This is a genomic window from Variovorax sp. GW823-FHT02B07 (assembly GCF_058797695.1).
Genome location: NZ_JBXAJX010000002.1, coordinates 84293 through 98886 on the forward strand (window position 1 = coordinate 84293; position 14594 = coordinate 98886).

Genomic DNA, 14594 nt, shown 5'->3' on the forward strand with positions numbered 1-14594 from the left:
GTCAGACGCCTTGCTTGAGCGAGGCTTCGATGAACACGTCGAGGTCGCCGTCGAGCACCTTCTGCGTGGCCGAGACTTCGACGTTGGTGCGCAGATCCTTGATGCGGCTGTTGTCCAGCACGTAGCTGCGGATCTGGTGGCCCCAGCCCACGTCGGTCTTGCTGTCCTCGAGCTTTTGCTGCTCTTCCTGGCGCTTGCGCATCTCGTGGTCGTACAGGCGCGAGCGCAGGCGTTTCCACGCCACGTCGCGGTTGCTGTGCTGGCTGCGGCCGTCCTGGCACTGCACCACGATGCCGGTCGGGATGTGCGTCAGGCGCACGGCCGAGTCGGTCTTGTTGATGTGCTGGCCGCCGGCGCCGCTGGCGCGGAAGGTGTCGGTGCGCACGTCCGAAGGGTTGATCTCGATCTCGATCGAGTCGTCGATTTCGGGGTACACGAAGATCGATGCGAAGCTGGTGTGGCGCCCGCCCGACGAGTCGAACGGCGACTTGCGCACCAGGCGGTGCACGCCGGTCTCGGTGCGCAGCAGGCCGAAGGCGTAGTCGCCCTCGACCTTGATGGTCGCGCCCTTGATGCCGGCGGTGTCGCCGGGCGTTTCGTCTTCGATCTGCGTCTTGAAGCCCTTGCGCTCGGCGTACTTCAGGTACTGGCGCAGCAGCATGCTGGCCCAGTCGCAGGCCTCGGTGCCACCGGCGCCGGCCTGGATGTCGACAAAGGCGTTCAGCGGGTCGGCCGGGTTGTTGAACATCCGGCGGAATTCGAGCTGCTTGATGTCGGCTTCGAGCGTGGCGGCGTCATCGGCAATGGCCTGCAGGCCATCGAGGTCACCGTCTTCCTTCGACATTTCGAAGAGCTCGGTGTTGTCCGACAGCCCGTTGGTGAGCCGGTCGAGCGTGACGACCACGTCGTCGAGCGACTTCTTTTCCTTGCCCAGTTCCTGGGCCTTCTTGGGGTCGTTCCAGACGTTCGGGTCTTCGAGCGATGCGTTGACTGTCCTCAGTCGTTCAGCTTTGGCATCGTAGTCAAAGATACCTCCGTAAATCGACCGTACGGACGCTCAGGTCCGCGAGCATTGCGCCGATTTGGTTGATCTGTTCTGCGTCCATGGGGTGTCCTGACTGTGTGAGGTTGGTGTTCGGGGGAACCCGTCATTTTCTCACGCTCGGGCCACCCGCCCCGCAGAGTCCCTGGATTGCTCCTTCCCCCTCTGGGGGAAGGCTGGGATGGGGGCGGGCAGGGCGCTCCTTGCGAGCGCCGCTTGCCCCCACCCCGGCCCTCCCCGGGAGGGGAGGGAGAAAGTCCCGGGATCAGAACGCGGGGATGAGCGACCCCTTGAACTGCGTCTCGATGAAGCTGCGCACCTCCGGCGACTGGTAGGCCGCCACGAGGCGCTTGGCCCAGGGCTTGTCCTTGTCGGCGCGGCGCACGGCGATCAGGTTGGCGTACGGGCTCTGGGCCGATTCCTTGATGACGGCGTCCTTGCCGAAGGACAGGCCGGCCTTTTCGGCGTAGTCGTTGTTGATGGCCGAAATGGCCAGGTCGTCGAGCGAGCGCGGCAGCTGGGCGGCGTCCAGCGACACGAGCTTGAGCTTCTTGGGGTTGGTCACCACGTCCAGCGGCGTGGCGTTGTTGTTCTTCACGGCCTCGGGCTTGAGGGTGATGAGCTTGGCCTGTTGCAGCAGCAGCAGGGCGCGGTTGCCGTTCGAGGGGTCGTTCTGGATGCCGACCGAGGCGCCGTCGGCCAGCTGGTCGATCGACTTGATCTTGCGCGAGTAGAAGCCCAGCGGCGCGGTGATGGTCAGTCCCACGGGCACGAGGTCGAAGCCGCGCGCCTTGATCTGGTTGTCCAGGAAGGGCTGGTGCTGGAAGGCGTTGGCGTCCAGGTCGCCGGCGGCCAGCGCCGCGTTGGGCAGCTGGTAGTCGTTGAACACCACGACCTGGACGGTCAGGCCGTCCTTGGCGGCGACCTTCTTGACCACCTCGAACACCTGCTCGGCGCTGCCGACGGAAATGCCGACCTTGACGGTGTTCTTGTTGTCCTGCGCAACGGCGGCGCTGCCGGCGAAAAGGGCGGTGGCGAGGGTGGCGAGGGTGGCGAGCGTGAGGCCGCGGCGGCGGAAAGTGGAATGCATGGTGGCGCGAAATCGAAGAAATGAAGGCGCCGAATGTGGCATTGCCGCCGCGAATCGGGAACGAACCAATCCTCATATCGATATGGCGCGCACTCGCCCCATGTGGTCTTTCTTATTTGATTTTTCATATAAGCACGAGCCGATTTGTTCGTTCCCTTTCGGCTTGTTTCTTTTCATACTCGGCACCTTTTTGCGAACCTGCGCGGTCGCGCCTGTGCGGCCCGCGCCTTCTTTCATGACCTTCCCTTCGCCTGATGCGGCACGCGGCAACGCGGCGCCGGTCATCCGTCTTCAATCGGTGCAGAAGTCGTTTGCCTTGCCCAGCGGCGAGGTGTTCGATGCCGTGCAATCGCTCTCGCTCGAGATCCAGCAGGGCGACGTGTTCGGCCTCATCGGCAAGAGCGGCGCCGGCAAGTCGACGCTGCTGCGCCTCATCAACCTGCTGGAGCGGCCCGACGCGGGCCAGGTGTTCGTCGGCGGGCGCGACCTCACGACGCTCTCGCGCCGCGAGCTGCGCGACACGCGCCAGAACATCGGCATGATCTTCCAGCAGTTCAACCTGCTGCAGAACGCCACGGTGTTCGACAACGTGGCCTTCCCGCTGAAGATCCACGGCCGCCACTCCAAGGCCGAGATCAACGAGCGGGTGCGCGAGTGCCTCGACCTCGTGGGCCTGGCCGAAAAGATCGACACCTACCCGGCCCAGCTCTCGGGCGGCCAGAAGCAGCGCGTGGCCATCGCCCGCGCGCTGGCGCCGCGCCCGCAGGTGCTGTTGTGCGACGAGCCCACCTCGGCGCTCGACACCGAAACCACCCGCGCGCTGCTCGAGACGCTGCGCGACATCAACCAGAAGATCGGCGTGACCATCGTGATCGTCACGCACGAGCTCTCGGTGGTCGAGGTGCTGTGCCGCAACGTGGCCATCCTCGAAAAGGGCCGCCTCATCGAGCAGTTCGCCGTCGATGCGCCGAGCGAGGAGCGCAAGACCGCGCTGGGGCGCGAGATCGACGAACTGGTGCGCCGCCGCGAACGCGAGGCGCGCGAACCCGTGGCGCCGCGCGTGGCGACCGCACAGCGCAACGCGCAGGAGCTGGCCTATGTTTGAGAACATCACCCCCATCCTTCCCGAGCTGTGGACGGCCACGGGCCAGACCTTTTTGATGCTGGCCATCGGCCTGTCAGCGGCGGTGCTCATCGGCGGGCCGCTTGGCATCCTGCTGTTCCTGCTCGGACCGGGGCAGTCGCTCGAGAACAAGCCGGCGTTCCACATCCTCAACTGGATCGTGAACACGGTGCGTTCCTTCCCGTTCATCATCCTGCTGGTGGCGCTGGTGCCGTTCACGCGGATCATCGCGGGCACCTCCATCGGCCCGCTGGCGGCCGCGGTGCCGCTGTCGTTCGCGGCCATTCCGTACTTTGCGCGGCTGGTGGACCAGTGCCTGCGCGAGGTGCCGCGCGGCGTGATCGAGGCGGCCCATGCCATGGGCGCCTCGGAGCTGCAGATCGTCTGGCGCGTGCTGATCGTCGAAGCACGTTCGGGGCTGGTGCTGGCGCTCACCGTGCTGGCCGTGAGCTTCCTGTCGTACTCGGCCATTGCCGGCGTGGTGGGCGGCGGCGGCATCGGCGACCTGGCGATCCGCTACGGCTACTACCGCTTCCAGACCGACGTGATGGTGCTCACCGTGGCGCTGCTCGTGGTGCTGGTGCAGATCCTGCAGTTCGTGGGCAACACCACGGCGCGCCGGCTCGACAAGCGTTGATTCGTTTCCTTCTTTTCCCCTTCATTTTTCTGTTCATTCCATGAAAACCGCACTGCTGCGCCGTTCCGTCCTCGCCGTTTCCCTCGTCGCGCTGTCGCTCGGCGGCCTCTCGCTGTCGGCGCAGGCGCAGGACGCCAAGAAGAACCTCGTGATCGGCGGCACCGCCGGCTCCAATGCCGACCAGCTCAAGGCCGGCATCATTCCGATCCTCGAGAAGAAGGGCTACAAGGTGAAGCTGGTCGAGTTCAACGACTACGTGCAGCCCAACCTCGCGCTGGCCCAGGGCTCGCTCGACGCCAATTTCTTCCAGCATCGGGTCTACCTGCAGAAGTTCTCGGCCGACCAGAAGCTGGACCTCGCCGAGCTGGTGCAGGGCCCGATCGCGCCCATGGGCGTGTACTCGACCAAGCGCAAGACGCTGGCCGACGTGAAGGAAGGCGACCGCGTGACGCTGCCGAACGACCCGAGCAACCTGGCGCGCGCGCTGGTGCTGCTGGAGCAGAACAAGCTGGTCACGATCAAGGCCGGCATCGATCCGCTGCGCGCGTCCGAGAAGGACGTGGCCGAGAACCCGAAGAAGCTCAAGTTCATTCCGCTCGAGGCCGCGCAGCTGCCGCGTTCGCTGGGTGACACCGAGTACGCCATCGTCAACGGCAACTTCGCAATCTCGTCGGGCCTGAAGCTCACCGAGGCCGTGGTGCTCGAGAAGACGCCCGACTACTACCTGAATGTGGTCGCCGTGAAGAGCGCCGACAAGAACGCCGCCTGGGCCAAGGACATCGCCGAGGCCTACCGCTCGAAGGAATTCAAGACGGTGGTCGATAGCAAGTTCCAGGGCTACGCCAAGCCCAGCTTCCTGCAGTAACCCCTCACGCTTCAGCGAAGGACGCCCCATGCCCGTGCTCGCCGTATTCGATGGCCAGGCCAATTGGCGCGACACGCACGTGTGCGACGGCTGGATCAGCGACCACCTCGCGCGCCACGGCGTGCGCTGGGGGCGCGGCGAGGCCGACGGCCAGCGCGTGCTCGACAGCGCGGGGCTGTTCTATCTGCCGACGGCGGACGGGTATCTGGGGTTGTTGGTCGAGGGTGGGGAATGGGTCGCCATTCCCGCCGATGCGCCGCATTTCTTCGATGCGGGGGAGGCCGCTTCGCCCGACGGGCTGCCTGCCGCGTTGCCGCGCTTCGAGGCCTTTGTCGAAGAGGTGCTCGCGATGACGGGCAACGACGCGAGCGACGAGTAGGTCAGCGCGGGCCCGGGCGGCCCGTCGCCTCCCAGGCGTCGGTCAGGCCGGCGCCGTCGTCGGGCTCGGGCGCGCCGAACGCGACGGCCCTTGCGTGTAGCGGTCCATCGCCAATCCATCTGTGCGGATCTCCGGCCGCTGGCCCGTCACGAGGTCCGAGATCAGCTTGCCCGAGCCGCAGGCCATGGTCCAGCCCAGCGTGCCGTGGCCCGTGTTCAGGAACAGGTTGGGGTAGCGCGTGGCGCCGACGATGGGTGTGCTGTCGGGCGTCATCGGGCGCAGGCCGGTCCAGAAGCTGGCGTTGGGCAGGTCGCCGCCCGGGAACAGGTCGCTCACCACCTTCTCGAGCGTGGCGCGGCGCGCCGGGTTCAGGCGCAGGTCGAAGCCGCCGAGCTCGGCCATGCCGCCCACGCGGATGCGGTTGTCGAAGCGCGTGACGGCCACCTTGTAGGTTTCGTCGAGCACGGTCGATTGCGGCGCGAGCGATTCGTCGAGCAGCGGCACCGTGAGCGAGTAGCCCTTGACCGGGTACACGGGAATGTCGAGGCCCAGCGAGGCGATGGCGGCGCGCGAGTAGCTGCCGAAGGCCATCACATAGCGGTCGGCCGTGAGGATCTTGCCGGCACGCGTGCGCACGCCGGTGATGCGGCCGCCGTCGGTCTCCAGGCCGTCGATGGTCTGGCCGAAGCGGAAGTCCACGCCCAGGCCGTGCGCGATCTCGGCCAGGCCGCGCGTGAACAGGTGGCAGTCGCCGGTTTCGTCGTTGGGCAGGCGCAGGCCGCCCGTGAGGCGCTCGCGCGCGCCGGCCAGGCCGGGTTCGACGCGCGCCAGGGCGTCGCGGTCGAGCAGTTCATACGGAACGCCGCATTCCTCGAGCACGGCGATGTCGCGCTGCACCGCGTCGAGCTGCGCCTGCGTGCGGAACAGCTGCAGCGTGCCGCCGGTGCGGTGCTCGTACTGCAGGCCGGTGTCGGCGCGCAGCTGCTGCAGGCAGCCGCGGCTGTATTCGGCCACGCGCATCATGCGTTCCTTGTTGACCGCGTAGCGCTCGGGCGAGCAGTTGCGCAGCATGGCGGCCATCCAGCGCAGCTGGAACAGCGTGCCGTCGGGGCGGATCGACAGCGGCGCGTGCTTCTGGAACATCCACTTGATCGCCTTCAGCGGAATGCCGGGCGCGGCCCACGGCGTCGAGTAGCCGGGCGACACCTGGCCGGCGTTGCCGAAGCTCGTTTCCTCGGCCGGTCCGGCCTGCCGGTCGAGCAAGGTGACTTCGGCGCCGGAGCGCGCGAGATAGTACGCCGTGGTGGTGCCGATCACGCCGCCGCCGAGAACGATGACTTTCATGGTGTATCCGCTGATCTGAATGGAATGATGTGAATCTAAAGTGCACAATGCAGTGGATTCCATTGTTTTTTGGTCTTTGGCCGTGAAAATCGCTGCCGAAAACCGTCCAAGGCCCCGCGCGGAGTGAAATGCCCGAACTCGACCGAATCGACCGCAAGATCCTCGACCTGCTGCAGCGCCAGGGCCGCATTTCCATGACCGAACTGGCCGAGCGCATCGGCCTGTCGGCCTCGCCCTGCGCCGAGCGCGTCAAGCGCATGGAGCGCGACGGCGTCATCACCGGCTACCACGCGCACGTGTCGCCCGAGGCGCTGGGCAAGACGCTGCTGGTGTTCGTGGAGATCAAGCTCTCGGCCAAGTCGGGCGACGTGTTCGACAAGGTCAAGCAGGAGCTGCTGCACATGCCCGAGGTGCTCGAATGCCACCTGGTGTCGGGCAGCTTCGACTACCTCGTGAAGGCGCGCCTGAGCGGCATGAGCGAGTACCGGCACCTGCTGGGCGACATCCTCAAGAAGCTGCCGGTGGCGGCCGAGTCGCACAGCTACGTGGTGATGGAAGAGATCAAGGAAACGCTGATGCTGGCGGTGGACCGGTGAGCGGGGCCGCTATCGTCATCAGGCCTTGGCGCCTGGCCGACTTCGACGCGGTGAAGGCCATCCTCGACGACACCTTCGCGAGCACCTGGCTGCCGCAGCTCACGCCCGAGGCCGCGAAGGCCTATGCCGACAGCGGTGAGCCCGTGGGCTACATCGACGAGAGCGGCCCGGCCTTCTTCGTGGCGGAACTCGAGGGCGAGGTGGTCGGCATGGTCCATTGGGAACACGATTTCGTGCAGGCCCTGCACGTGCCCGCCGCGCACCAGCGCAAGGGCATCGCCCGCGCGCTCATGGCCTTTGCCGAAGCCGGCATGCGCGCCGACGGCGTGGCGCAGGCGCGGCTGGAGACCGACACCTTCAACACGCAGAGCCAGGGCCTGTATGGCGCGCTCGGCTACCGCGAGGCCGGCCGCTACCCCGACCTCGAATGGCACAGCGGATTCACGACCATCCTGTATGTGAAAGACTTGGCCTGAGCTTTCTTTCCACCCCTTCAAGGACATCGGCATGACCCTCTCGATCCGCCGCGACGGCACCACCGGCACGCGCCACATCCTCAAGATCCGCAACCACGAGATCCCCGTCGATGCATCGCCCGCGGGCGGTGGCAGCGACGGTGGCGCCGAGCCGCACGACCTGTACGACGCGTCGCTGGCGGCCTGCAAGGCGCTCACGGTGCTGCTCTACGCGCGCCGCAAGGGCATTCCGGTGGAAGACATCGAGGTCGTGGTCGACCGCGACGACAGCGAGGAGCGCAAGGGCATCTACCGCCTGAAGTCGGGCCTGCGCCTGACGGGCGATCTGAGCGAGGCGCAGCGCGATGAGCTGCTGCGCGTGGCGGGCAAGTGCCCGGTGCACAAGCTGATGACCGAGGTCAAGACCGAGATCGAAACCGGCTGGGCCGACTGAGCGCGTTGCGCCCTTACTTGGCCGCTTCGGCCTGCTTGCGCGCCGCCGCCACGCGCTTGGCATAGCGGTCGCCCCAATCGGCCAGCGGCCCCAGCGCCGCATTGAGCGTGGCGCCGAGCGAGGTCTCGGAGTACTCGACGCGCGGCGGCACTTCGTGGAACACCTCGCGGTGCACGAGGCCGTCGGTTTCCATCTCGCGCAGCTGCTGGATCAGCATCTTCTCGCTGACCTCGGGCAGCAACCGCTTCAGCTCGCCGAAGCGGTAGGGCTGCTGGTGCAGCTCCCACAGGATGACGGCTTTCCACTTGCCGCCGATGACCTCGAACGCGGGGCCGATGCCGCAGTTGTAGGGCTTCTTCGCTGCCATCTCTTGCTCCTTGCGATTCCAATACTTCCCATTTGGTAAGTACCTTACTTTATCGTAGGTACTTGACCATGTGGAAGTGCAATTTCTACCATGCAGGCGTCATCAACCACCACTGCATCGGATTGCCATGAGCAACACCAACAAGGAAGTTTCGGTTCTGGGCCTGGGCGCCATGGGCGTCGTCATCGCGCGGCTCTTTCTCGACCAGGGCTACAAGGTCACGCTGTGGAACCGCACGGCCGACAAGGCCGACGCGCTGGTCGCCCGCGGCGCCGTGCTGGCGCGCAGCGCGGCCGAGGCCTTGCGCGCGAGTCGCATGGCCGTGATGTGCGTGTACGACTACCGCGCCGCCGACGCGATCTTCGCGATGGACGGCGTGGCCGCCGCCATGGACGGCCGCCTGCTCGCGCAGCTCACCACCGGCAGCCCGAAGGACGCGCGCGAGGCCGAGGCCTGGGCGCACCGCCACGGCGCCGCCTACCTCGAAGGCGCGATCCAGGCCGCACCGGACCAGATGGGCCGGCCCGACACGCCGCTGCTGGTGTCGGGTGCGCAGGCCGTGTTCGCCGAGGCCGAGCCCTTGCTGAAGGTGCTGGCCGGCGGCATCGTCTACCTCGGCGAGAAGGCCAGCGCGGCCGCGGCCATGGACCTGGCCACGCTGTCCAGCATCTACGGCACGATGCTCGGCTTCCTGCACGGCGCGCGCATCGCCGAGCACGAAGGCTTCGACGTGGCCGAGTACGGCCGCATCGTGGCCGGCATCATGCCGACCTTCGCGGGTTTTCTCCAGCACGAGGGCGCGGTCATCCAGTCGGGCGACTTCGCGATCACGCAGAGCCCGATGCGCATCTCGGTCGAGGCCACGCAGCGCATCCTGCAGACCGCGCAGGAGGCGGGCATCAACACCGAGTTCCCGGCCTTTGCCGCGGGCCTGTTCCGGCGCGCCGATGCGGCGGGGCTCGGCGGCGAGGAACTGGCGGCGCTGATCAAGCTGCTGCGCAAGTAAGGATCAGGCCCAGCGCATCGACTGGATCGCGCGCACCACCTCGGCCTCGCGTTCCATGAAGAAGTCGGTGTGGTTGCAGTGGTCCAGCGTGAGCCGGTGCGAGGTCTGCAGCGCGGTGGCCAGGCGGTCGGCGTCGGCGCGGCGCACGCGGCGGAAGATGCGCAGGAAGTCGGCGGCGTCCTGGCCGGTCTGCGCGTCGAGCGGTCGTTCGAGCCAGGGGAAGAGGTCGCGCTGGTCGAACGGCAGCGCGGTCACCACCAGCGCCGGCGCGCGCACCGGCCGGTAGTCGGGCGAGAAGCGGTGGGCCGCGGTGTCCATCGCGGTCTCCACGGCGTCGGGCGTGTTGGGCCGCACGCTGCCGTCGGCCAGCACCTCGAGCGCGTCGCGCAGGTTGGCTTCGAGCGCCGGCCACCAGTTCTTGGACTTGCGCCGCAGGTAGGCGATGGCCGCCTTCATCGAACGGCCGTCCTCGGGCGTGGGCGCGGGCTCGTCGAGCCGGCGGTTCAGCGGCGGGTCTTCGCCGTCGGTGTCGGCGTCCTTCGTGTAGTCGAAGGTGGTATCGAGGTACACCAGGCCGCGCACCCGCTCGGGAAAGCGGCCCGCGAAGCGCGTGAGCTCGTTACCCGCGATCGAGTGGCCGCCGAGCACCACGCGCGTGAGGCCGAGCGCATCGCACAGCGCGGCCAGGTCGTCGACCAGCGTGTCGACTTCGTAGTGCTGCGTGGCGCTCTTCACCGGCAGCGGCTTGTCCGACAGGCCGTAGCCGCGCCGGCTCACGGCGAGCACGCGCGAGGCGGCGCCGGCCGCGACGAGCGCGGGCGCCAGGCTGTCGAAGCAGCGCGCGTTGCCGCCCAGGCCGGCGAGCAGCACGAGCACGGGACCGCCGTCGTCGCTGCGCTGCCAGTCGCGCACGTGCAGCGAGACCTCGGGCGTGGTCGACACTTTCACGCGGCGGTCGGTGGCCGCCACGGGAAGGTCGTTGCCGATGGGGGCGGGGCCGGTGTTGCCACCGCCACCACCGCCGCAAGCGGCCAGCCCGGCCGCGCTGCCCAGGAGCACGGCGCGCAGCAGGTCGCGGCGCTGGAAGTGAAGCGGGTTCGCCCAGTGCGGGCGGACCGTGGAAAGACAGGGGCGAGGCACGTCGATGCTCCAGGCAGGAAGAGGAAAACAGGAGCCTTGCAGTGTGGGCACGCCACCTGAAGAAGCCCTGCAGCCTTCATGAAGGCTTCCTGAAGCGCAACGACGGGGTGTGGCAGATACTTCGGCCACTTCCCGGAACCGGGCTTGTTCGCTTGGAATCCTTCCCATGAATCTTTTGCTTGTTGAGGACGATCTTGATCTTGGCAACGGCGTGCGCATTGCGCTCGCCAACCAGGGCCTGGACGTGGTGTGGGTCCGCCGGCTCGACGACGCCTTGCGCACCCTCGACAACGGCGCCTTCGACATGGTGCTGCTCGACCTCGGCCTGCCCGACGGCGACGGGCTCGACCTGCTGCTGCGCCTGCGCCGCACCCGCCAGATCCTGCCGGTGCTGGTGCTGAGCGCGCGCGACGCGCTCAACGACCGCCTGCGCAGCCTGGACGACGGCGCCGACGATTACCTCGTGAAGCCCTTCGCGTTGGCTGAGCTGCTGTCGCGCGTGCGGGCCCTGGCACGGCGCAGCTACGGCTTCAACGACGAGACCATCCGCATGCGCGGCCTGGCACTGCACGAGCCCACGCGCGGCGTGATCGTCGATGGCGAGCCGGTGGAGCTGTCGCGCTGCGAGTTCGACCTGCTCGCGCTCTTGCTCAAGCGCACCGGCCGCGTGGTCACGCGCCGCGTGATGGAGGAGCAGGTGCTGCCCGGCGGCCAGGCCAACGGCAGCAATTCGCTCGAGGTGCACATCTCCAACCTGCGCAAGAAGATCGGGCAGGGCTACATCCGCACGGTGCGCGGCATCGGCTATGTGATCGACACCCAGTCGCTGGTGCGGAGCCCGTCGAAATGATGCGCCAGCTGGCGCGCGGCTGGAAGAACTGGAACCAGCCGTCCCTGATGCGCCGCCTGCTGGTGGCGCAGATGGCCGTGGTCGCGCTGCTGTGGACCTCGGCCGTGGGGCTGCTGCTGTACGACTCGTACAAGGACCCCGGGCTGCTCCGGTTCACCAGCATCTTCAAGGCGGCGATCTCCATTGCGCAGAAGCTGGAGGACCAACCCGAGCGGCAACGAGAGGCGCTCGAGGCCTTCGACGCCGCGCTCATCGAGGCGCTCAGCGACGGCGACGAAACCAACGAAGCCCTGGCGGTCATGCAGGTGTGGCAGCACGGCAAGCTGATCTACAACTCGCGCGCCGGTGTGCCCGTGCTGCTGAACTCGGTGCCCGACCGCAACGAGACCGTGGTCGCGGGCGGCCGCGAGTGGCGCGCGCGCACGATGGCTTCGCCCATCGCCGACACCCGCGTGGTGCTGGCCGAGCCCAGCGTGTGGCGGCTGGCCGTCACCGTGCTGTCGCGCGGCTACTACCTGTTGCCGCTGGTGATCAGCCTGCCGTTCCTGGTCTTTCCGGCCTGGCTGTCGGTGCGGCTGGCGCTGCGTCCGTGGCGCCAGGTGAGCCGCGAGACCGCCGAGCGCGGGCCCGACGACCTGACGCCGTTGTCGTACACGCCGCCGCACAAGGAGCTCAAGCCGATGGTGCAGAGCATCAACAGCCTGCTGCTGCGGGTGCGCGACAGCACCACGCGCGAGCGCAGCCTGATCGCCGATGCGGCGCACGAGCTGCGCACGCCGCTGGCGGCCATGCGCGTGAACGTCGAGGCGCTGAAGGAGCAGAGCAGCGACGAAGGCCAGCGCGAACTCATGGCCAACCTGCTGCGCAGCAACGACCGCGCGGCCCGGCTGGTGGGGCAGCTGCTGCAGCTCATGCGCAGCGACGCGGTGGCCACCAATGCGCTGCCCGTGATGCTGTCGCTCGACGGGCTGGTGCAGGACCGGCTGGCCATGATCGAGGGCCTGGCGCGTGCGCGCGGCGTGGAGCTCGAACTGGTGTGCGACGACGCCGTGCCGGTGCTCGGCGAGCGCGAGAGCCTGGTCTCGATGATCGACAACCTGATCGACAACGCGATCAAGTACAGCCCCTGCGGCGCCACCGTGACGGTGCACGTGGCGCGCGAGGGCGCACGGGCGCTGCTGACCGTGGCCGACACGGGCCCGGGCATTCCGCCCGGGCTGCGCGAGCGCGTGTTCGACCGCTTCTTCCGCAACCCCGACCAGACGCAAAGCGGTAGCGGGCTGGGCCTGGCCATCGTCAAGTCGGTGGTCGACCGGCACGGCGGCGAGGCCGTGCTGGGTGAGGCCCCCGGTGGCGGCCTGCTGGCCACAGTGCGGCTGCCGCTGGCGCAGGCCGACGTGCCGCAGCCTTTGCTCGTCGGCGCCTGAGCCCGGGGGAAAAGGCCCCGGCCGGGCCTGTTCCGGGGCAAGGATTTACACTAGCCGGCTCCCCCGGCGCTCGTCTACAGGACACTTTCACCAATGAAGTGGGTCATTCTTGCCATCTTCGTGCTCAGCGCACTCTACGTTCACTTTCGCGGCCAGGTCCGGCACAAGTTCTTCAGACAGCTCTCTGATCACTCGACCTTCCTGGCGCCGCTGAACGTCTTCATGTACCTTTTCTCGAAGGTGCCCGGTACGCCGTACCTGTCGCCCGCGCAGTTCCCCGAGATGCGCATCCTCGAGGAAAACTGGGAAGTGATCCGCGAAGAAGCGCTGGCCATGCGCAACGGCGGCAGCATCAAGGCCTCGAGCCAGTTCAACGACGTGGGCTTCAACTCCTTCTTCAAGAGCGGCTGGAAGCGCTTCTACCTGAAGTGGTACGACGAGGCGCACCCCTCGGCCGCCGTGCTGTGCCCGCGCACCACCGAGCTGCTCAAAGGAATCGGCACCATCAAGGCCGCGATGTTCGCCGAGCTGCCCCCGGGCAGCCGCCTCGTGCGTCACCGCGACCCGTTCGCGGGTTCGCTGCGCTACCACCTGGGCCTGTGGACGCCGGGCGTCGAAGGCTGCTACATCGACGTGGACGGCCAGCGCTACCACTGGCGCGACGGCGAGGCCGTGGTGTTCGACGAGACCTACATCCACTACGCCGAGAACACCACCGACCACGACCGCGTGATCCTGTTCTGCGACATCGAGCGTCCGCTGAAGTACCGCTGGGCCAGCGCCGTGAACCGCTGGTTCGCCAAGAACCTGCTGGCCGCCGCCGCCTCGCCCAACGACGCGGGCGACAAGACGGGCGGCCTGAACCGCGCCTTCAAGTACATCTACCAGATCCGCGTGATCGGCAAGCGCCTGAAGGCCTGGGACAAGCGCGCGTACTACCTGGTCAAGTGGACGATCTTCGGCGGCCTGGCGCTCTGGATCTTCTGGTGAACTAGGCTCGCCCCCAGGCTACGCGCACTTCGTGTCGCTGCGCCAACCCCCTACCGGGGGCACCACCGGCGGCCCGGCAAAGCCGGTTCCGCGGTGGTTCTTGAAGGATCCAGCCTGACAGCGCTGCTCAGGCCTCAGCCAGTATCAAACGGGCACGCGGCGCGCGACGCCAGCACACCAGGCCCGCCAGCAGCACACCGCCGAGCACGTCGAGCAGCACATGCTGGCGCGTGGCCAGCGTCGAGTAGACGATCCCTACGGCCCACAGCACGTTCACCCATTGCGTCCACGCGGGCGCCTGCACGCTGCGCAGCTGGCGGCCGAGCCACACGGCAGCGAACACGGCGAAGGCCACGTGCAGCGACGGGAAGGCATTGCCGCCCGCATCGGCGCTCTTGAGGAACTGCAGCGCCGGGTACTGCGACCAGTCGATCGCGAAGCTCGGCACCACCGTCGGAAAGCACCAGAACACCGCCAGGCCGATGGCCGCCATGAGCGCGGCCCCGCGCGCGCAGGCCCACAGTTCGGCCTTGTTCTGCGTGAAGGCCGGTGCGAGCGAGATGTAGAACCACAGCGAGCTGTACAGCAGCATCGCGTCGTCGCTCACGTCCACCCAGTGGTCGATGGCGGTGAGCGGCATCACCGTGGGCACCGAGGGCGGGTGGTGCATCACCCAGAAGTACAGGACGAAGAAGCCCGAGATGCCAAGCGTGGTGCCGATCATCTTCACGACCCACAGCGTGGCGAAGCGCTGCCCCAGCGCCAGGTGCCAGGGCGTGACGGGGAGGGCGGCGGGGTTCGGGCGGGAGGGCAGCGTCACCGGTGCGCT

At 67.7% G+C, this 14594-nt stretch carries 17 protein-coding genes; 11 read left to right on the top strand and 6 right to left on the bottom strand.

Translation table 11 applies throughout. The features are described 5' to 3' along the window. Position 1: 1 nt before the first annotated feature. Positions 2-1106 (bottom strand): peptide chain release factor 2 gene (gene prfB, locus AC1RGU_RS11620; RefSeq protein ID WP_095950518.1). Its coding sequence is split into 2 segments (ribosomal slippage): positions 2-1024 and positions 1026-1106, totalling 1104 coding nucleotides; the frame shifts between segments, so codons are not numbered across the junction. A 201-nt stretch (positions 1107-1307) separates the two neighbouring features. After that, on the bottom strand, positions 1308-2132 hold the full coding sequence (locus tag AC1RGU_RS11625) for a MetQ/NlpA family ABC transporter substrate-binding protein (protein ID WP_492699915.1): 825 nt from the start codon (positions 2130-2132) through the stop codon (positions 1308-1310). A 235-nt stretch (positions 2133-2367) separates the two neighbouring features. Here AC1RGU_RS11625 and AC1RGU_RS11630 point away from each other — a divergent pair, with 235 nt between their 5' ends. From AC1RGU_RS11630 to AC1RGU_RS11645, 4 genes are read left to right on the top strand one after another with little or no spacing between them, the layout of a single operon-like run. Further along, positions 2368-3237, top strand: a complete 870-nt coding sequence (locus tag AC1RGU_RS11630; protein ID WP_062473317.1) for a methionine ABC transporter ATP-binding protein — start codon at positions 2368-2370, stop codon at positions 3235-3237. Next, positions 3230-3892, top strand: coding sequence for a methionine ABC transporter permease (locus AC1RGU_RS11635; RefSeq protein WP_062473319.1), 663 nt, complete (start codon positions 3230-3232; stop codon positions 3890-3892). The genes AC1RGU_RS11630 and AC1RGU_RS11635 overlap by 8 nt, the downstream gene beginning before the upstream one ends. Positions 3893-3932: 40 nt before the next feature. Then, positions 3933-4757: a MetQ/NlpA family ABC transporter substrate-binding protein gene (locus AC1RGU_RS11640; protein ID WP_062473320.1), complete on the top strand. Its 825-nt coding sequence runs from the start codon at positions 3933-3935 to the stop codon at positions 4755-4757. A gap of 28 nt (positions 4758-4785) precedes the next feature. Continuing rightward, a complete protein-coding gene (locus AC1RGU_RS11645; protein WP_492699912.1) occupies positions 4786-5136 on the top strand; it encodes a hypothetical protein in 351 nt (116 codons plus the stop codon). Between the two features lie 42 nt (positions 5137-5178). Here AC1RGU_RS11645 and AC1RGU_RS11650 read toward each other — a convergent pair whose 3' ends face one another. Beyond that, a complete protein-coding gene (locus AC1RGU_RS11650) occupies positions 5179-6480 on the bottom strand; it encodes a D-amino acid dehydrogenase (protein WP_095746358.1) in 1302 nt (433 codons plus the stop codon). Positions 6481-6608: 128 nt separating this feature from the next. On the opposite strand from AC1RGU_RS11650, the gene AC1RGU_RS11655 reads away from it, so the two are divergent. From AC1RGU_RS11655 to AC1RGU_RS11665, 3 genes are read left to right on the top strand one after another with little or no spacing between them, the layout of a single operon-like run. Further along, the gene (locus AC1RGU_RS11655; RefSeq protein WP_062473326.1) at positions 6609-7076 is read left to right on the top strand and encodes an Lrp/AsnC ligand binding domain-containing protein; all 468 of its coding nucleotides are present in this window, start codon (positions 6609-6611) and stop codon (positions 7074-7076) included. Further along, a complete protein-coding gene (locus AC1RGU_RS11660) occupies positions 7073-7552 on the top strand; it encodes a GNAT family N-acetyltransferase (RefSeq protein ID WP_492699910.1) in 480 nt (159 codons plus the stop codon). The genes AC1RGU_RS11655 and AC1RGU_RS11660 overlap by 4 nt, the downstream gene beginning before the upstream one ends. Before the next feature lie 31 nt (positions 7553-7583). Continuing rightward, the gene (locus tag AC1RGU_RS11665; protein ID WP_095746356.1) at positions 7584-7985 is read left to right on the top strand and encodes an OsmC family protein; all 402 of its coding nucleotides are present in this window, start codon (positions 7584-7586) and stop codon (positions 7983-7985) included. 13 nt (positions 7986-7998) lie between these two features. Here the strand turns inward: AC1RGU_RS11665 and AC1RGU_RS11670 are convergent, their stop codons facing one another. Then, positions 7999-8352: a winged helix-turn-helix transcriptional regulator gene (locus AC1RGU_RS11670; RefSeq protein WP_492699908.1), complete on the bottom strand. Its 354-nt coding sequence runs from the start codon at positions 8350-8352 to the stop codon at positions 7999-8001. Between the two features lie 127 nt (positions 8353-8479). On the opposite strand from AC1RGU_RS11670, the gene AC1RGU_RS11675 reads away from it, so the two are divergent. Further along, complete coding sequence (locus AC1RGU_RS11675; RefSeq protein ID WP_095950513.1) at positions 8480-9358, top strand: NAD(P)-dependent oxidoreductase; 879 nt, start codon at positions 8480-8482, stop codon at positions 9356-9358. A gap of 3 nt (positions 9359-9361) precedes the next feature. Here the strand turns inward: AC1RGU_RS11675 and AC1RGU_RS11680 are convergent, their stop codons facing one another. Further along, the gene (locus AC1RGU_RS11680; protein WP_492699906.1) at positions 9362-10498 is read right to left on the bottom strand and encodes an alpha/beta fold hydrolase; all 1137 of its coding nucleotides are present in this window, start codon (positions 10496-10498) and stop codon (positions 9362-9364) included. Positions 10499-10664: 166 nt separating this feature from the next. On the opposite strand from AC1RGU_RS11680, the gene AC1RGU_RS11685 reads away from it, so the two are divergent. The 3 genes from AC1RGU_RS11685 (at position 10665) to lpxO (ending at position 13765) form a co-directional block, all read left to right on the top strand. After that, positions 10665-11348, top strand: coding sequence for a response regulator (locus AC1RGU_RS11685; RefSeq protein ID WP_062473337.1), 684 nt, complete (start codon positions 10665-10667; stop codon positions 11346-11348). Continuing rightward, entirely contained in the window at positions 11345-12775 is a 1431-nt protein-coding gene (locus AC1RGU_RS11690) for a sensor histidine kinase (protein ID WP_492699904.1), read from the top strand. Before AC1RGU_RS11685 ends, AC1RGU_RS11690 begins: the two co-directional genes overlap by 4 nt. 93 nt (positions 12776-12868) lie before the next feature. Further along, positions 12869-13765: a lipid A hydroxylase LpxO gene (gene lpxO / locus AC1RGU_RS11695; RefSeq protein ID WP_070062382.1), complete on the top strand. Its 897-nt coding sequence runs from the start codon at positions 12869-12871 to the stop codon at positions 13763-13765. Positions 13766-13892: 127 nt separating this feature from the next. Here the strand turns inward: lpxO and AC1RGU_RS11700 are convergent, their stop codons facing one another. Continuing rightward, positions 13893-14585, bottom strand: a complete 693-nt coding sequence (locus AC1RGU_RS11700) for a phosphatase PAP2 family protein (RefSeq protein ID WP_492699902.1) — start codon at positions 14583-14585, stop codon at positions 13893-13895. Positions 14586-14594 lie beyond the last annotated feature (9 nt).